Below are 18,065 nucleotides of genomic sequence, written 5' to 3' on the forward strand. Positions count from 1 at the left end.
GATGAGTATGGCTACTGAGACATCCACCAGTAAAATCCAGGTTCGCAATCTGAATTTCTATTATGGGAAGTTCCATGCGCTAAAGGATATCACGCTGGATATTGCCGCCAATCAGGTTACCGCCTTTATCGGCCCTTCGGGCTGCGGCAAGTCCACGCTGCTGCGTACCCTGAATAAAATGTATCAGCTCTATCCGGAGCAGCGCGCCGAAGGCGATATTCTGCTTGATGGCAATAATATCCTGACCGATAAACAGGATATCGCGCTGCTGAGGGCCAAGGTTGGGATGGTTTTCCAGAAGCCGACGCCGTTTCCGATGTCCATTTACGACAACATCGCTTTCGGCGTACGCTTGTTTGAAAAATTATCGCGCGCGGATATGGATGAACGGGTGCAGTGGGCGCTGACCAAGGCGGCGCTGTGGCACGAAACCAAAGACAAGCTGCACCAGAGCGGTTACAGCCTGTCTGGCGGTCAGCAGCAGCGCTTGTGCATCGCGCGCGGCATCGCCATCCGTCCCGACGTGCTGCTGCTGGATGAGCCCTGCTCCGCCCTGGATCCTATCTCCACCGGCAGAATTGAAGAGCTGATTTCCGAGCTGAAAAAAGATTACACCGTGGTTATCGTCACCCACAATATGCAGCAGGCCGCGCGTTGTTCGGACCATACGGCGTTTATGTATCTGGGTGAACTGATCGAATTCAGCGATACCGACACCCTGTTTACTGCGCCACGGCAGAAACAGACCGAAGATTACATCACCGGCCGCTACGGTTGATTACGGGAAGCATCATGGAAAATCTGAATCTGAACAAACATATTTCCGGGCAGTTCAACGCCGAACTGGAACATATCCGCACCCAGGTGTTGACCATGGGCGGGCTGGTGGAGCAGCAGCTGACCGACGCCATCACCGCGATGCATAACCAGGATGCCGCGCTGGCGCAGCGCGTGGTGGAAGGGGATGCCAAAGTCAACATGATGGAAGTGACGATTGACGAGGCCTGCGTACGCATCATCGCCAAACGCCAGCCCACCGCCAGCGACCTGCGTCTGGTGATGGCGATCATCAAAACCATCTCCGAGCTGGAACGCATCGGCGACGTGGCGGACAAGATATGCCGCACCGCGCTGGAAAAATTCTCTCATCAGCATCAGCCGCTGCTGGTCAGCCTGGAGTCGCTGGGGCGCCACACGGTGCAAATGCTGCACGACGTGCTGGATGCGTTCGCCCGGATGGATCTGGATGAGGCGGTGCGTATCTATCGTGAAGATAAAAAGGTGGATAAGGAGTACGAAGGGATTGTGCGCCAGTTGATGACGCATATGATGGAAGACTCCCGCACTATCCCCAGCGTGCTGACGGCGCTGTTCTGCGCCCGTTCCATCGAGCGTATCGGCGACCGTTGCCAGAATATCTGCGAATTTATTTTCTATTTCGTCAAAGGTCAGGATTTCCGCCATCTGGGCGGCGACGCGCTGGAAAAACTGCTGGTGGAGAAAGAGGTTAAAAAACAGGGGTAGTTTGCCAACGAGGTTTGCTTTTACTTGGTTTTAGGAAAAATACGGGGATGGGTAGGGATATACCGCCCCGTGGTGGTTTTGTTGTTGAATTGTATGGTGATTGTCCGTTGTTGAGTTGTTGTACGTGCCTGCTGTTTTTCCCCGCTTGGTTCCAATACCACCTGTTTCCGTGGTTCACTGTTGCAGAATCTATCGACTCCTATCCCAATGTTCCACTCCACCTTTCTCAATACGGTGATTTTTATTGAGCTTCCTTGCAGGATGTATAAAATTTTATACATACGTGAGGGGTAAGGTACGTTATCAAGCGGTAATCACTGAGCGGAGAAAGGAAAAATGACTAATCATATTGACGTTAAGTCTCGCCATATCACGGCGGCGACCGATAATATTTTTTCAGATCTCGGCTTTTCCGCAGAGAAAGCGGAAGCATTGCTATCAGAGTCCGATAAAGAAATTGAACAGGCTTTGGCTATGAAGAAAGCGCTGATGGCTTCAATAGCTGCCTGGATAAAATCGCAAGGATACCGCCAATCTGAGGCGGCAAACGTTTTGCATGTTTCCCGTCCGCGCATATCTGATGTCGTGAATCAAAAAACAGAGAAGTTTACCCTTGATTCGTTGGTTGGAATGGCGGGAAAAATTGGTAAGCGAGTAAAACTGGTGATTGAATAGCTTGCTCGCGCTGTTGCTTTTAAATAGTGCAAAAAAAGAGCATTGGCGCACTATTAGCGCGCTAATTATCTAGATGAAATACTTATCCTAAAAATGTAACTTAATTTCTCAGCAGCAGTATTCAAAAATAGTGCACGCCACGTCTACGGTTTCTCATTTTTAGAAATCACTTACCTAAAATCTGTAAGGTCATAAACCCGCTATTGGCTTCACTCTTGCAATGATTACACCGTGGGTATTCAGCATGGTTTATTCATTAACGGCGTGGAGAAATAGCATGACTCGTTCCCTGGCAAGACGGATACAACAATACGCTTTATCTGCATTACTGATGGGATGTGCTTCATACGGCTATGCGGGCAAACAGAACGATACTCTGGTGTATGCCTCGGATAACGAGGTGGAGAATATCAGCCCTTATCATAATACCCTGCGCGAAGGGGTGATTATTTCCAACCTGGTGTGGGACCGTCTGGTTTATCGCGATCCCAAAACCGGCGAATATGAACCCCAGCTGGCCGCCTCGTGGGAATGGGACTCGCCGGAAATACTGGTTCTGCATTTGCGCAAAGGGATTAAATTCCATAACGGCGATGATTTTACCGCCGATGACGTGGTTTACACCTTCAATAATATTGCCGGCGATAATACCGATTCCGTGATGCCGCAGAGCGTCAACTGGATAAAGGAAACCGAAAAGGTTGATGACTACAGGGTAAAACTGCATCTGAAAAAACCTTTCCCGGCGGCGCTGGAATATTTGTCCGGCCCGACGCCGATCTTTCCCGCCAAATACTACCAGCAGGTTAAGCTGGCCGGCTTCAGTAAAGCCCCGATCGGCACCGGCCCCTATAAGGTCACCAGCGTGACGCCGGCGCAGGGGGTCGCCATGGAAAAAAATCCCGCTTACTTTAAGGAAAGCCCGGTTGGACAACCCAAAATCGGCAAGCTGCAGTTTGTGGTGATCCGCGATCCGGAAACCCGGCTGGCGCAACTGATGACCGGTCAGGTTGACTGGATCTGGCGGGTGCCGGCGGATCAGATCGCCTCGCTGGAAACCATGCCGAATATCGCGGTGAAAAGCGGCGAAACCATGCGCATCGGCTTTCTGGCGCTGAACACCAACGCCGGCGGGCCGGGCGGGGAGCCGTTCAAGGATCTGCGCGTCCGGCAGGCGGTGAACCACGCCATCAACCGCCAGGGAATGGTGGATAATCTGGTGCGCGGCGGCAGCCAGCCGGTCTATTCCGCCTGTTTCTCCGCTCAGGCCGCCTGTAACACCAGCAAAGTGATCAAGTATGAGTACGACCCGGAAAAAGCCAAACGGTTACTGGCGGAGGCCGGCTATCCCAACGGTTTTGATACCGATATCTGGGCCTATCGCGAACGGGACTACGCCGAGGCCATCATCGGCGATCTGCGCAAGGTCGGCATCAATGCCCGGCTGCATTATGTGCAGCATTCGGTGCTGGCGGCCGATCTGATTTCCGGCAAGGCGCCGCTGGCGGTGCGGACCTGGGGCTCTTATTCCATCAACGATGCGTCCGCTTTCGTCACCCCTTATTTCGGCGGCAAGGGGGATGACATCTGGAAAGACGCGGAGGTCACCGGCCTGCTGGCCAAGGCCGATGAAACCATCGATACCAAACAGCGCAGCGCCCTGTATGCCGACGTGCTGGGGCGGATTTCTTCCCAGGCGTATCTGGCGCCGCTGTTTTCCTATTCAACCAACTATGCCTTTACCTCCGACCTGAACTTCGACAGCTGGCCGGATGAGCTGCCGCGCTTCGCGCTGGCGAGCTGGAAGTAACAGGCCCTGGGGAATCTATCGATTCCCCCCGATATCCGGTGAGAATGAGGAACAGCTCATGATTATCTATATGTTACATCGGCTGCTCGTGGCGCTGGCGGTGCTGTTTACCGTGGCGATCGTCAGTTTCTCTCTCCTGCATCTTTCCGGCGATCTGGCGGCGGCGATTGCCGGACCGGACGCCACGGCCGAAGTGGTCGAGCGTATTCGGGTGCAGTATGGGCTGGATCAGCCGTTGACCACGCAGTTCGCGCAGTGGATGTGGTCGGCGCTGCATCTCGATTTCGGCCGCTCGTTCTACTTTGAAAATACGGTGATGGAACTGGTCGGCCAGAGAATGCCCATTACGCTGAAGCTGGGGGCGGTTTCCCTGCTGCTGGCGCTGGTGGTGGCGATCCCTCTCGGGGTGCTGGCCGCGGTATTCCGCGATACCTGGATCGACAGATGTTCCGTTTTTATTTCCGTTATCGGACAGGCGATGCCGAATTTCTGGTTTGCCCTGCTGCTGATCGTCGTCTTCGCCGTGGGGCTGAAATGGCTGCCGGTGGCGGGGAACGGCAGCTGGCGGAACTTTGTGTTGCCGGCGATCGCCCTTGGCTATTACGCCATGCCGTCGCTGATGCGCCTGACGCGCTCCGGCATGCTGGACGTGCTGGGCTCGGACTATGTCCGCACCGCGCGGGCCAAGGGGCTGAGCGCCTTCCGGGTCATCGTCAAGCACGGTCTGCGTAACGCCATCATTCCGGTGGTGGCGCTGGCGACGGTGGAACTGGGCTTTATGCTGGGCGGCTCGGTGGTGATTGAGTCGGTGTTTGCCCTGCAGGGACTGGGGCAACTGGCGTGGGATTCCATTTCCCGCAACGACTTTCCCGTGGTGCAGGCCATCGTACTGATTATCTCGGTGTTTTATATCGGGCTGACCTTTCTGGCCGATGTCCTTAATGCGGCGCTCGATCCGCGTCTGCGTACCTCATAGGGAGCTTCCATGAAAACCTCTTCATCACTCTCTTCCGCGCTGGCGGCCAAGGCGCCGATGCCCGAAGCGGGGCTGATTGCGGAGCCCGCGCCCTGGCGCAAGTGGCTCGGCAGCATTCTCGGCCATCACAGCATGACGCTCGGCCTGACTATTCTGGCGGTTATCGTACTGGCGGCCGTCCTTGCGCCGTTAATCAGCCCGCACGATCCCTACGCGCAGGATGTGAGCCGGCGTCTGATACCGCCGGTATGGCATGAAAAAGGCGGTTGGGAACATATTCTGGGCACCGACAAGCTGGGGCGCGACTATCTGAGCCGGCTGCTCTTCGGGGCCAGGGTGTCGTTGACCATCGGTCTGGTTTCGGTGCTGGTGGCCGGGTTTATCGGCATCACGCTGGGGGTGCTGGCCGGCTATTTCGGCGGGCGGGTGGATGCGCTGGTCAGCTATATCCTGACGGTCCGCCTGTCCATGCCGATCATCCTGGTGGCGCTGGCGACCGCTTCGCTGGTGGGCGGCTCGGTGAAAGTGGTGATCCTGCTGCTGGGATTACTGCTGTGGGATCGCTTTCTGATTGTCTCCCGCTCGGTGACCCGGCAGCTGCGCGAGGCGGAGTTTATCGCCGCCGCCAAGACGCTGGGCGCCTCCTCGTTGTTCATTATGCTGCGCGAAATCCTGCCCAATCTGCTCGGCCCGCTGACGGTGGTGGCGACGCTGGAAATCGCCCACGCCATTCTGCTGGAGGCCACGCTCTCTTTCCTCGGGCTGGGCGTACAGCCGCCGATGCCGTCATGGGGGCTGATGGTGGCGGAAGGCAAGGCGTACATGTTCTTTCAACCCTGGGTCATCCTGATCCCCGGCATTGTGCTGGCCGTTCTGGTGCTGGGGATCAATCTGGTGGGAGACGGCCTGCGCGATATTACCGCGCTGGACGGACGTAACTGAGGAAAAGGCCATGAATAACGACATTTTGCTGGATGTAAAAAACCTGCGGGTCGATCTCCCCACCTCCCGCGGTACGCTGCATGCGGTGCGCGGGCTGGATTTTTCGGTACGGCGCGGGGAAATGCTGTGCCTGGTGGGCGAGTCCGGCTGCGGCAAGTCGATGACGTCGCTGGCGCTGATGGATCTGCTGCCGCGCAAGGCGGTGCGCACCGCGGACCATATGCTCTTCAAAGGCACCGAGTTGCAGTCGCTGAAAAAGCGCGACATTACCGCGCTGCGCGGCGACCAGATGTCGATGATCTTTCAGGAGCCGATGACCTCGCTGAATCCCTCGTTCACGCTGGGCAATCAACTGTGCGAAACGCTCCTGGCGCACCGCAGGGTTTCCCTGGCGCAGGCCCGCGAACGGGCGGTTTATCTGATGGAGCGCGTGGGCATCCCCATGGCCGCCGAGCGTCTGAATCAGTATCCCCACCAGCTTTCCGGCGGCCTGCGCCAGCGCATTATGATCGCCATGGCGCTGATGTGCGAGCCGGAGCTGATTATCGCCGACGAACCGACCACCGCGCTGGACGTCACCATTCAGGCGCAGATCCTGCGCATGCTGCGCGAACTGCAGCGGGAGTTCGGCATGGCGGTGATTTTCATCACCCATGATTTGGGGGTGGTGGCGCGTATCGCCGATCGGGTGGCGGTGATGTACGCCGGGCAGATTGTGGAAACCGCCCCGGTGATGACGTTATTTAACCAGCCGCAGCACCCCTATACCCAGGCCCTGCTCGACTGCATTCCGATACAGGGCAAGACCATACCGGGCCAGCCGCTAAAGGCGATCCCCGGCGTGGTGCCCAGTCTGATCGGCGTGCAGCAGGGCTGCGCGTTCAGTAATCGCTGTTCCCACTGTACCGACGCCTGCCGCCAGGAAACGCCGTATGTCGATGTGACGGAGCGGCACGCGGTGCGCTGCCTGCGGGCCCTGCCGGTACGGGATGCGGAGGTCGCATGAGCCATAGCCTGAACCATAGTGCGGCGACGTCGGCGTTGCCGACGCATATTCCGGGCAATGATGATATCGCGCTGGAGCTGTGTTCCCTATCGCGGGTTTTTCGTCTTAATCGCGGTCTGTTTACCCGCGCGGGCGAGATCCGGGCGGTAAATGATGTTTCCCTGCGTATCCGGCGGGGAGAAACGCTGGGGCTGGTGGGGGAATCCGGATGCGGCAAAAGCACGCTGGCCAAAATGCTGCTGGGCCTGCTGCCGCCGACTTCCGGCAACGTGCTGATCGAAGGTCGTGAAATCGACTCCGGCAAGCGCAAGGAGATGGCGTCGCGTATTCAGCCCATCTTTCAGGATCCCTACTCGTCGCTCAACCCGCGACGCACCGTCGCGGATATTGTGGAGGTGGCGTTGCGTCTGCACGGTATCGGCACGCCCGATGAGCGCAAAGCGCGCGTCCGGGAAATGCTGGACGTGGTCGGCATGCCCGCCCGGACGCACAGCCAGTATCCCGGCCAGCTTTCCGGCGGCCAGCGCCAGCGGGTGGCGATCGCCCGGGCGCTGATTATGCGCCCCGACATTCTGATCTGCGACGAGCCGACGTCTGCGCTGGATGTGTCCGTCCAGGCGCAGATCCTCAATCTGCTGCTGGCGCTTAAACAGGAGTTCGGCCTGACCTACCTGCTTATCAGCCACAACCTGTCGGTGGTGGAGCATCTGGTGGACCACGTGGCGGTAATGCAGAGAGGGTCGATTGTCGAACAGGGCACGCGCGAGCAGATTTTCCACGCGCCGCGGCATCCTTATACCAAATCGCTGTTGGCGTCGGTGCTGACGCCTGAGCCGGGGCTGGGCATTCCGGATATCGAGGCGCAGTAACCGCAACGAACGCATAACGCGCCGACAGGCAGCCGTTCCGCCGGGGCCCTGCCGTCGGCACTGAATATCGGATAACAGAGGACAGAGTAACGATGACGCGTGAAAAGAGTATCCAGGCAACCGTGGATTATTTTACTTCCGGCGAATTTACCCAAACCCTGGCGCGCCGGGTGGCATACCGCACGGAGAGCCAGAATGCCGACAGCGGGCCCGTTCTGCTGTCCTACCTGACGGATGAGATGATACCCGCGTTGCAGGCGTTGGGGTTCGACTATCTGATCGTGGAGAACCCGGTCGGCGGCAAAGGCCCCTTTTTGCTGGCGCGGCGCATGGAGCCTGAAGCCGCGCTGACGCTGCTGACCTACGGCCACGGCGACGTGGTGCGCGGCTATGACGACCAGTGGCGGGAGGGGCTATCGCCGTGGGAGCTGGTACAGGACGGCAACCGCTGGTATGGGCGCGGCACCGCCGACAACAAAGGGCAGCACACCATTAACCTGGCGGCGCTGGAGCAGGTGCTGAAGGCGCGCAACGGCCATCTTGGCTACAACGTGAAAATCATTCTGGAGATGGGGGAAGAGGACGGCTCGCCGGGGCTGAACGAGGTTTGCGCGCAATACCGCGACTGGCTGAGCGCCGATCTGTTTATCGCCTCGGACGGGCCGCGAATATCCGCCGCCCGTCCGACCCTGTTTCTGGGATCGCGCGGGGTGTTCAATTTTGAACTGCGGGTGGAGGCGCGCGAAGGGGCGCACCATTCCGGCAACTGGGGCGGTCTGTTGAGCAACCCCGGCATCCGTCTGGCCCATGCCCTTGCCGGCATGGTGGACGCCCGCGGCCGTATTCTGGTGCCGGGGCTGCGGCCGCCGGCGATATCCGCGACCATGCGTCATATTCTTGCGGATATCGAACTGGGCGGCGGAGCGACGGACCCGGCTATCGATCCCGGATGGGGAGAGCCGGGGCTGACGGCGGCGGAGAAACTTTATGGCTGGAATACGCTGGACGTGCTGGCGTTCGTCACCGGTAATCCGCACAAGCCCGCCCACGCCATTCCGCCGCGGGCCAATGCGCATTGCCATATGCGCTACGTGGTGGGCAGCGACGCGGCGAACTTCGGCCGCCATATCCGCCGTCATCTGGATGACAACGGATTCGCCGACGTGGAGATGGTTAACGCCGTCAGCCATTACGCCGCCACCCGGCTCGATCCCAATGATTTGTGGGTGGAATGGGGGAAGGAGTCGATAACCCGCACGTCCGGCGTCAGCGCCGCGGTGCTGCCGAACTTCGGCGGCGGGTTGCCGAACGCCTGCTTCTCGGAAACGCTGGGCCTGCCGACGCTGTGGGTGCCGCACTCCTATCCGGCCTGTTCGCAGCACGCGCCCAATGAGCATATTCTGGCGGATACGACGCTGGAAGCCCTTAAAATCATGACCGGTTTGCTGTGGGATCTGGCCGAACAGGGCGCGGATATCGTCCGCCAGCGTTCACAGCTACAGAAATCTCAATCGGCGGAAACGGTATAAGCGCAGGAGGGCCGATGCACAGCAACGAAATTCGTTACTTTATGGCGGTGGCCAATAGCGGCTCGCTGAGCGCCGCCAGCCAGCAGCTATTTGTTGCCGTTTCAGCCATCAGCAGGCAGATCCAGCGGCTGGAGGCCCGGCTGGGCGTCCCCTTGTTCGAGCGCCATGCCCGGGGCATGATACTGAATGACGCCGGGCATATTCTGGAAAATCACGTGCGGCGCAGCGTGGCGGATATGGAGCTGGCGATCGCCGAAATAGAAGGGCTGCAATCGGCGCGCCAGACCACCATCCGCGTGGTCTGCACCGACGGCATCGGCTTTAATCTGCTGCCGACCCTGATGGCGCAGTTCAGACAGCGGCATGCGGCGGTCAACTTTGTGCTGACGGTGGGCAGCGCCAGACAGGTGCCCGAGCTGGTTCGCAACGGCGAATGCGATGTGGCGCTGAAGTTCAGCCTGGCGCCGGAGCACGGCGTTCAGGTTATCGCCTCTTTTTCCGCGCCCTTTATGGCGGTGATGAAAGCGGATCACCCGCTGGCGTCAAGGGATTTTCAGCTCGACGACCTGAATACCTACCCCATCGTGCTGCCCGACCAGGCGGCCACGGTGCGCCAGCTCTTTGATCTTTCATGCCGGATGAACGGCGTTTTCATCGATCCGGTATTCACCAGCAATCATTTCTCCACCCTGTACGCCTTTTTGCTCGATACGCCGGACGCTATCGTCATATGCAGCCATTTTTCCGTGCTGTACAGCGCCCGCCGCGACGGTTTGCAGGTGAAGTCGATCAATATGGCGCAGCTGGGCCAGCGCACCCTGCAGATCCAGGCCGAGGTCGGCAAGGCGACCACCGCGGCGCTGAAAGATTTTGTCGAGTTTTTACGTGATGAGCTGACGATACAGGATGCGCAGTTTCGCCGGGAGTATGCGGTTTTAGGGTGACGCGGCCCGGCATTGCGCGCCGGGCGAATAACGCCGGGAGGTCAGCGCTGCGCGGGGCAAGGCCTGGCCAGGGTGACGATCAGCATGCCGGCGATAATGGCGGTAACGCCAATAATCAGCCCCGGGGTTAATGCCTCATTCAGCAATAGAATCGAGATCATCAGCCCGACAACCGGCACGCCCAGCATGGAGGACGCCATGCTGGTGCTGGAGATCCACTGGCTGGCGGTATTGACGGCGCAGAAACAGAAAGCGGTGGCGAGCGGGCCGACGAACAGCGATATTTCCCACAGGCGCAGCGAGTTATCCCCGGTGTACGGCCCTTCTTTATACCAGGCGATGATAATCAGCGGCACGGCGGCGATCAGCATCTGCCACGGCGCCAGATGGTAGGCGCTGGACGCGCCGCGGTGGTGGCGCAGATGCAGGATGCAGATGGCCCAGCAGAATGAGGCGATCAGCAGCAGGGCATTGGCGTGCAGCGCGTCGCTGTCCGCCCAGTCCAGCGTCAGCGGGTTAAACAGCATGGCGACCCCGGCAATTCCCAGCAGCGAGCCGACCAGCTCCTGACGGGTTACGCGTTGTCTGAAGAGCAGAATGGCGCCCGGCAGAACCCATAATGGCGTGGTGTAGGCCAGAATGGCGGAACGACCGGCGGGGATCGCCACCATGGCGATGGCGCCCAGCGCGGTGAACGTCAGCATCTGGAGCAGACCGACGCTGAATAGCAGGGGGATATCGCGGCGTTGCGGCAGCTTCAGCGTACCGGTGACGATCTGGATAAGGAACAGGCAGAGTCCGCCCAGCGTGAAACGCAGCGCGGAGAACCACAGCGGCGTAATATGGTCCAGTCCGAGCTTCATGACCGGCCAGTTGGCGCCCCAAATCAGGATCGCCAGCAAAAGCAGCATAATTCCCCCGGCCTGGCGCAGCGATAATGCGCCGGCCGATTTATCTTTCAGCCAGACTATTTTCTTATTTCTTAATGAGGGAAAAATCATTTTATATTTTCTTTTCGGACAATGACTGGATAAATACAGTTTATTATTTTTCTGACGGAAAATTTTTCCCTTATTAATGGCGATATTTTTGTTGCCAGGGCGATTTTTCCCATTGAGTGGTAATTAACAGGAAAGGTTTTCTTTTATGCGTAAACTGGATAAAACCGATATCAGCATTCTCAATAAGCTACAGGAAAATGCCAAAGTCACCCATGCTGAATTGGCGAAAGCGGTCAATCTTTCCACCACGCCCTGTTTTAACCGGGTGAAAGCGCTGGAGGAGCTCGGGCTTATCCGCCAGCAGGTCACGCTGCTTTCGCCGCAGCGGCTTGGGCTGCACGTAAACGTGTTTATCCACGTCAGCCTCGATCGCCAGGTGGAAGAGGTGCTGCAACGCTTTGAACAGGCCATCGCCGAGCGTCCGGAAGTGATGGAGTGCTATCTGATGACCGGGGACGCGGACTATCTTCTGCGGGTGTTGGTTAAAAATATCAATGAGATAGAGAGTTTTATCCTCAACCATCTGACCCGGATCCCCGGGGTGGCCAATATCCGATCCAGCTTTGCGCTCAAGCAGGTGCGCTATAAGACCACCCTGCCTCTGCCGCCGGAGGGGATGGTGCTGCCGTAGTGGTTAATTTTATTTTGTTATTTGGCGGTTTTTTTAATTTAAATGGTGTGTTTTGTTGGTTTTGTGAAATTTAAAGGATAAATTTTAATAAATTTAGCAATTTAAATTCATCCGTTTATGGGTAATATGGTGGCTATGGGATGACGGTATTTCTCAATGGAATATTGAAAACCTGCGGCTACCATTCCTTATTATTTAGCGGAGCGTTATTATGAATCTGGAGAAATTTCCACGTTATCCATTAACTTTTGGCCCTTCCCCGATCACGCCGATGAAAAGACTCAGCGAATATTTAGGGGGAGAGGTGGAAATATATGCCAAGCGCGAAGATTGTAATAGCGGTCTGGCGTTTGGCGGCAATAAAACCCGTAAACTGGAATACCTTATTCCCGAGGCCTTGGAACAGGGATGCGATACGCTGGTTTCCATCGGCGGCATTCAATCGAACCAGACGCGTCAGGTCGCCGCCGTTGCCGCTCATCTGGGAATGAAATGTATTCTGGTGCAGGAAAACTGGGTAAATTACGCCGACGCGGTGTATGACCGGGTGGGTAATATCGAGCTGTCGCGCATTATGGGCGCGGATGTCCGCCTGGATGCCGCCGGTTTTGATATCGGCATCCGGGAAAGCTGGAAAAACGCCATGGAAGAGGCGTCGCAGAATGGCGGCAAACCGTACCCGATCCCGGCCGGCTGTTCCGAACACCCTTACGGCGGTCTGGGCTTCGTCGGTTTCGCCGAGGAAGTTCGCCAGCAGGAAAAAGAGCTGGGCTTCAAGTTTGACTACATCGTGGTCTGTTCCGTCACCGGCAGCACCCAGGCCGGCATGGTGGTCGGGTTTGCCGCCGACGGCCGCTCCCGCAACGTCATCGGTATCGATGCGTCGGCAAAACCGGAAAAAACCAAGGCGCAGATCCTGCGTATTGCGCAGAACACGGCAAATCTGGTGGAGCTGGGCCGGGAGATCACCGAAGAAGACGTGGTGCTGGATACCCGCTACGGCGGGCCGGAATACGGTCTGCCGAGCGAGGGCACGCTGGAAGCCATTCGCTTGTGCGCCCGTCTGGAAGGGGTGATGACCGATCCGGTGTATGAAGGCAAATCCATGCAGGGGATGATCGGTATGATCCGCAACGGTGAATTCCCCAAAGGCTCGAAAGTGCTCTACGCCCATCTGGGCGGCGCCCCGGCGCTGAGCGCCTACAGCTATATTTTCCGTAATGGCTGACGGACAGTATTGTGCCCGCCGGTGGGTTCTGGATAGCCAGGTAGCCTTACGGTCGTCATCCTCGCGAAAGCGGGGATCTCAGCAACACCGAGCCGCCGGCGCAAGCAGATCCCCGCCTAGTTCCGCGGGGATGACGGAGGTGATTGCCGCGGGGATGACCACTGGTGGTATATAGGTCATGACGGTTTGATCCGTTAGGATTTTGTCGTCAACCTGCGTGTATTTCCACTTCAGAACGTCAGCTGGGTGGTGGAAAGCACTTCCCGCAGCCCGATAAAGGAGCGGATCTGGCGCACGCCGGGCAGAAAAAGCAGCTGTTCGGCGTGCAGCCGGTTAAAGCTCTGATTATCTTTAGTCCGGATCTTCAAAATATAATCGAACTCGCCGGTGACCACATGGCACTCCATACAGCCGCTGATCTGCTGCACCGACGCTTCGAAATCCTCAAACGAGCTTGGCGTCGAGCGATCCAGCACCACCCCGATTAATACCACCAGACCGGCGTTAAGCGCCTGCGGGTCAAGCAGCGCCACCACCTGTTTAATCAAGCCGATCTGTTTCAGCCGTTCAACGCGGCGCAGACAGGCCGGCGGGCTGAGATTGACTTTTTCCGCCAGCGCCACGTTGGATAGCGAGGCGTCCGCCTGCAAAAGGCGCAGGATGGCCGTATCGAAGCGATCCAGCTCATAGGATTTCTTCTCCTCCGCGGGAGGGGTGACGATGGGGGATTTGGCTTTCATGGCGGGTTTCCTCAGGGCGCCTGGTAACGCATTAGGATAATAATTGCGCCATTAAGGTATTTTTGGCAATTAAATAAGGGAAAGATCGCTCACGGCCGATGAAAAATTATAAAAACCTGTCTTGATAAGCAATGAAAACTAGCGGCCGGCGGCCTGCCGTTATAAACCACATGTAACATAAGGTTATATTATAGCTGTTTATGTTATTTCGCGCTTTTTCGCCCCGCTGCTAGCCTACAATCAATATGTTAACTGGTTAGGGGCAGGGAATGAAGAATCGTATCGTGGCATTGACGTTGCTGGCGGGTCTGGCTTCCGTTTCCGGAATGGCGCAGGCGGATAAGCTGGATGATATTCAAAAGGCGGGCGTGGTTAAAATTGCGGTATTCGACAGCAATCCGCCGTTCGGTTTCGTTGATCCGCAAAGCAAAAAGCTGGTGGGTTATGATGTTGATATCGCCGAAGAAATCGGTAAGGCGCTGGGGGTGAAGGTGGAACTGCGCGCCACTAACCCGGCGAACCGTATTCCGCTGTTAAGCTCCAAAAAGGTGGACCTGATCGCCGCAAACTTCACCATTACCGATGAACGCGCCAAGCAGGTAAACTTCAGTATTCCTTATTTCGCCACCGGACAAAAATTCATCGCCCGCAAAGGCGTGCTGAAAACCCCGGAAGACATTAAAGCGCTGCGTATCGGCGCGGATAAAGGCACGGTACAGGAAATCACCCTGCGCGAGCATTATCCCACCGCCAAAGTGATCTCTTACGACGATACGCCGCTGGCGTTCGCCGCGCTGCGCAACGGTAATGTGCAGGCCATCACCCAGGATGATGCCAAACTTGTCGGCCTGCTGGCCAACGTACCGGATGCCCAGAAAGCCGAGTTCGAAATTTCGCCTTTCAGCATCACCAAAGAGTACCAGGGCGTGGGTATTCCCAAAGGTGAAGAACGTTTGACGGAGAAGGTCAACGAAACCCTGCTGAACCTGGAAAAACAGGGCGCGGCGAAAACGATCTATGACCGCTGGTTCGGACCGGAGACGAAATCGTCCCAGCCGCGCGGCGACTTTACTTTCGCCCCCCTGGATCAACAGCCAAAAGCCTGATTAACGCCATAATTTGCACTTATACCCATGCAGCGGGTATAACAGGATTTTGGCAGGCTATTCTCCCGGCCCTCTGCTTTGCAGGGGGCGTTGTTGTTTATGAAAAGCGGCGTTTATGAACATTAGTGACCTATGAAACTGACCGACACGATACTGCAATACGTCGAAGCCTGGCTGCTGGCTCCCCAATACCTCGGCTGGCTGTGGCAGGGTTTTCTGGTCACGTTATGGATTTCCCTCTGTACGATCATCCTGGCGACGTCGCTGGGCTTCCTGCTGGCGGCGGCGCGTGACAGTCAACTGCGCCTGCTGCGCTGGCCCGTTATGGCTTACAGCTCGCTATTCCGTAATACGCCGTTGCTGATACAGCTTTTTTTCTGGTACTTCGGCGCCGGTCAGCTATTTCCCTCGGAGATGATGCAGTGGCTTAATATGCCGCACGTCATCACGCTGCTGGGAATGGGCGTGGTGTGGCCCTCGTTCGAGTTTCTCGCCGGACTGTTCGGCCTGACGCTCTATTCCAGCGCGTTTATCGCCGAAGAAATCCGCGCCGGTATCGGCGGCGTGGCGCGCGGACAAAAGTACGCGGCGCTGGCGCTGGGATTAACGGGATGGCAATCCATGCGCTATATCGTATTGCCGCAGGCCTTGAAAATCGCCCTGCCGCCGCTGCTGGGCCAGTATATGAACGTTATCAAGAACTCATCGTTGGCGATGGCTATCGGCGTGGCCGAACTCTCTTATGCGTCCCGTCAGGTGGAAACCGAAACCCTGCGCACTTTTCAGGCGTTCGGGGTGGCGACGTTCCTGTATATCGCGGTGATTGCGCTGATGGAAGGCTGGGGTATGTGGCGTCAGCAACGTAGCCAGGCCGGGGAGCGCTGAAAATGGATTTCACCATTATTTACGACAACTTCAGCTACCTTATGTGGGGCCAGTTTCCGGACGGCCCGCTGGGCGGCGCGGCGCTGACGCTGGTGATTAGCCTGCTGGCGGGGATTGCCTCCGCCGTGCTGGGAACCCTCCTCGGGGTGGCGCTGGCGATGTCCCGCGGCTGGTGCGCGGCGCTGCTGGCGATGGTTCTCGGCTTTTTCCGCGCCATCCCGGTCATCATGCTGATTTTCTGGACCTACTTCCTGCTGCCCATTCTGTTCGGCGTCGAGATCCCTGAAATTACCACCGTGGTCTGCGCCCTGGCGCTGATTGCGTCGGCTTATCTGGCGCATGGGGTGAAGGCGGGGATCGTGGCGATTGGCCGCGGTCAGTGGCAGGCCGGGTTATCTCTGGGCTTCAATCGCTGGCGGGTGCTGTGGCATATTGTTTTGCCGCAGGCGCTGAGGATGATGGTGCCGTCCTTTATCAACCAGTGGGTTTCGCTGATTAAGGATACTTCGCTGGCGTACATCGTCGGGGTGGGCGAACTGACATTTTTAGCCACCCAGGTGAACAATCGCAGCATGGTTTATCCCATGGAGGTTTTCCTGTTCGTCGCGCTGGTCTATTTTGTTTTTTGCCTGTCGCTGGAGCTGCTGGCGAACGGGCTTAACAAGCGTTTCAGCCGCCAGGAAAAGCCGCTAAAACGCTCATGGCTATGGCGGCGCAGCCGGCCGGCCTGATGCTTCGGACGACAATATCCGCCATCTTATGGAATGAAAAAAACGGCGAATCAGCGTTAATGCGCGCAATTTTGTTATAGGATACCCGAAAACCATTATCCCCTCTTTGGAACGCTGACAATGAATAAATCACAATCGGGCCATGCCGCCGAGCAAGGCCTGCTGGAGCGCGTGTTTAAACTGAAACAGCACGGCACCACCGCGCGGACGGAAACGATAGCGGGCTTCACCACCTTTTTGACCATGGTGTACATCGTGTTCGTCAACCCGCAGATTTTGGGCGTGGCGGGCATGGATACCAGCGCCGTTTTCGTCACCACCTGTTTGATCGCCGCGTTCGGCAGCATCCTGATGGGGTTGTTGGCGAACCTGCCCGTGGCGCTGGCGCCGGCCATGGGGCTGAACGCCTTTTTCGCTTTTGTCGTCGTCGGGGCGATGGGGCTTTCATGGCAGGTCGCCATGGGCGCGATTTTCTGGGGCGCAATCGGTTTCCTGTTGCTGACCATTTTCCAGATCCGCTACTGGATGATTGCCAATATTCCGCTGAGCCTGCGGCTGGGCATCGCCAGCGGTATCGGGCTGTTTATCGCCATGATGGGGTTGAAGAACGCCGGCATTATCGTTTCCAATCCAGAGACGCTGGTCGCGGTGGGGGATTTGACCTCACACGGCGTTTTGCTGGGCGCGCTGGGCTTCTTCATTATCGCGGCTCTCGCCTCACGGCATATCCACGCCGCGGTGCTGATTTCAATTGTGGTGACCACCTCGATCGGCTTGCTGCTCGGCGACGTCAAGTTTAGCGGCGTTTTCTCCATGCCGCCGAGCGTCACCACCGTGGTCGGTCAGGTTGATTTGGCGGGAGCCTTGAATCTGGGGCTTTCCGGGGTGATTTTTTCCTTTATGCTGGTCAACCTGTTCGACTCTTCCGGGACCCTGATTGGGGTAACGGACAAGGCCGGTCTGGTCGATTCCCGCGGCAAATTCCCCCGCATGAAGCAGGCGCTGTATGTGGATAGCGTCAGCTCCGTCGCCGGGGCTTTTCTCGGTACCTCGTCGGTTACCGCCTATATCGAAAGTTCTTCCGGCGTCTCCGTCGGCGGGCGCACCGGCCTGACCGCGGTGATTGTCGGCCTGTTATTCCTGCTGGTTATTTTCCTGTCGCCGCTGGCGGGGATGGTGCCCGCTTACGCCGCCGCAGGCGCGCTGATCTACGTTGGCGTGCTAATGACGTCAAGCCTGGCGCGGGTTAAATGGGATGATTTGACCGAAGCCGTCCCGGCCTTTATTACCGCGGTGATGATGCCGTTCAGCTTCTCGATCACCGAAGGGATCGCGCTGGGCTTTATTTCTTACTGCGTGATGAAGCTGGCGACGGGACGCTGGCGCGAAATCAGCCCCTGCGTGATTGTGGTGGCGCTGCTGTTCCTGTTGAAAATCGTTTTTATCGACGCGCACTGATCTTTGAGTG

General features: G+C 57.5%; 18 protein-coding genes. 16 read left to right on the top strand and 2 right to left on the bottom strand.

What is annotated here, in order from left to right; translation table 11 throughout:
- Position 1: 1 nt before the first annotated feature.
- The 10 genes from pstB (at position 2) to MFP24_RS17215 (ending at position 10,275) form a co-directional block, all read left to right on the top strand.
- A complete protein-coding gene (pstB, locus tag MFP24_RS17170) occupies positions 2 to 778 on the top strand; it encodes a phosphate ABC transporter ATP-binding protein PstB (protein ID WP_009115080.1) in 777 nt (258 codons plus the stop codon).
- Positions 779 to 792: 14 nt separating this feature from the next.
- On the top strand, positions 793 to 1,524 hold the full coding sequence (phoU, locus tag MFP24_RS17175) for a phosphate signaling complex protein PhoU (RefSeq protein WP_249231510.1): 732 nt from the start codon (positions 793 to 795) through the stop codon (positions 1,522 to 1,524).
- Between the two features lie 336 nt (positions 1,525 to 1,860).
- Entirely contained in the window at positions 1,861 to 2,199 is a 339-nt protein-coding gene (locus MFP24_RS17180) for a helix-turn-helix domain-containing protein (protein ID WP_009115083.1), read from the top strand.
- 277 nt (positions 2,200 to 2,476) lie between these two features.
- Positions 2,477 to 4,009: an ABC transporter substrate-binding protein gene (locus tag MFP24_RS17185; protein WP_249231511.1), complete on the top strand. Its 1,533-nt coding sequence runs from the start codon at positions 2,477 to 2,479 to the stop codon at positions 4,007 to 4,009.
- Between the two features lie 58 nt (positions 4,010 to 4,067).
- The gene (locus MFP24_RS17190; RefSeq protein WP_249231512.1) at positions 4,068 to 4,985 is read left to right on the top strand and encodes an ABC transporter permease; all 918 of its coding nucleotides are present in this window, start codon (positions 4,068 to 4,070) and stop codon (positions 4,983 to 4,985) included.
- A 9-nt stretch (positions 4,986 to 4,994) separates the two neighbouring features.
- Positions 4,995 to 5,927: an ABC transporter permease gene (locus MFP24_RS17195; protein ID WP_249231513.1), complete on the top strand. Its 933-nt coding sequence runs from the start codon at positions 4,995 to 4,997 to the stop codon at positions 5,925 to 5,927.
- A 10-nt stretch (positions 5,928 to 5,937) separates the two neighbouring features.
- The gene (locus tag MFP24_RS17200) at positions 5,938 to 6,933 is read left to right on the top strand and encodes an ABC transporter ATP-binding protein (RefSeq protein ID WP_249231514.1); all 996 of its coding nucleotides are present in this window, start codon (positions 5,938 to 5,940) and stop codon (positions 6,931 to 6,933) included.
- Complete coding sequence (locus MFP24_RS17205; RefSeq protein WP_249231515.1) at positions 6,930 to 7,802, top strand: ATP-binding cassette domain-containing protein; 873 nt, start codon at positions 6,930 to 6,932, stop codon at positions 7,800 to 7,802. Before MFP24_RS17200 ends, MFP24_RS17205 begins: the two co-directional genes overlap by 4 nt.
- Positions 7,803 to 7,894: 92 nt before the next feature.
- Positions 7,895 to 9,331 (top strand): M20 family metallopeptidase, encoded by a 1,437-nt coding sequence (locus tag MFP24_RS17210; protein WP_249231516.1) that lies wholly within the window; start codon positions 7,895 to 7,897, stop codon positions 9,329 to 9,331.
- A 14-nt stretch (positions 9,332 to 9,345) separates the two neighbouring features.
- Positions 9,346 to 10,275, top strand: a complete 930-nt coding sequence (locus MFP24_RS17215; RefSeq protein WP_249231517.1) for a LysR family transcriptional regulator — start codon at positions 9,346 to 9,348, stop codon at positions 10,273 to 10,275.
- Positions 10,276 to 10,316: 41 nt separating this feature from the next.
- On the opposite strand, the gene MFP24_RS17220 is transcribed toward MFP24_RS17215, so the two are convergent.
- Positions 10,317 to 11,276, bottom strand: a complete 960-nt coding sequence (locus tag MFP24_RS17220) for a DMT family transporter (protein ID WP_249231518.1) — start codon at positions 11,274 to 11,276, stop codon at positions 10,317 to 10,319.
- Positions 11,277 to 11,421: 145 nt separating this feature from the next.
- Between MFP24_RS17220 and MFP24_RS17225 the strand changes: the two genes are divergently transcribed.
- Together MFP24_RS17225 and MFP24_RS17230 are read left to right on the top strand one after the other, a co-directional pair.
- Positions 11,422 to 11,907: an Lrp/AsnC family transcriptional regulator gene (locus tag MFP24_RS17225; protein ID WP_009115092.1), complete on the top strand. Its 486-nt coding sequence runs from the start codon at positions 11,422 to 11,424 to the stop codon at positions 11,905 to 11,907.
- 211 nt (positions 11,908 to 12,118) lie between these two features.
- A complete protein-coding gene (locus MFP24_RS17230; RefSeq protein WP_249231519.1) occupies positions 12,119 to 13,135 on the top strand; it encodes a 1-aminocyclopropane-1-carboxylate deaminase in 1,017 nt (338 codons plus the stop codon).
- 230 nt (positions 13,136 to 13,365) lie between these two features.
- Here the strand turns inward: MFP24_RS17230 and MFP24_RS17235 are convergent, their stop codons facing one another.
- Complete coding sequence (locus MFP24_RS17235; protein WP_249231520.1) at positions 13,366 to 13,875, bottom strand: Lrp/AsnC family transcriptional regulator; 510 nt, start codon at positions 13,873 to 13,875, stop codon at positions 13,366 to 13,368.
- Between the two features lie 269 nt (positions 13,876 to 14,144).
- Here MFP24_RS17235 and MFP24_RS17240 point away from each other — a divergent pair, with 269 nt between their 5' ends.
- The 4 genes from MFP24_RS17240 to MFP24_RS17255 all read left to right on the top strand — a co-directional run bounded on the left by MFP24_RS17240 (position 14,145) and on the right by MFP24_RS17255 (position 18,055).
- Positions 14,145 to 14,981, top strand: a complete 837-nt coding sequence (locus MFP24_RS17240) for an ABC transporter substrate-binding protein (protein WP_249231521.1) — start codon at positions 14,145 to 14,147, stop codon at positions 14,979 to 14,981.
- 132 nt (positions 14,982 to 15,113) lie between these two features.
- On the top strand, positions 15,114 to 15,866 hold the full coding sequence (locus MFP24_RS17245) for an amino acid ABC transporter permease (RefSeq protein ID WP_249231522.1): 753 nt from the start codon (positions 15,114 to 15,116) through the stop codon (positions 15,864 to 15,866).
- A 2-nt stretch (positions 15,867 to 15,868) separates the two neighbouring features.
- Positions 15,869 to 16,597 (top strand): amino acid ABC transporter permease, encoded by a 729-nt coding sequence (locus MFP24_RS17250; protein WP_249231523.1) that lies wholly within the window; start codon positions 15,869 to 15,871, stop codon positions 16,595 to 16,597.
- A gap of 120 nt (positions 16,598 to 16,717) precedes the next feature.
- Positions 16,718 to 18,055: an NCS2 family permease gene (locus tag MFP24_RS17255; protein WP_249231524.1), complete on the top strand. Its 1,338-nt coding sequence runs from the start codon at positions 16,718 to 16,720 to the stop codon at positions 18,053 to 18,055.
- Positions 18,056 to 18,065: the final 10 nt, after the last annotated feature.

Source organism: Brenneria tiliae, from assembly GCF_023347575.1.
Lineage (GTDB): Bacteria > Pseudomonadota > Gammaproteobacteria > Enterobacterales > Enterobacteriaceae > Brenneria > Brenneria corticis.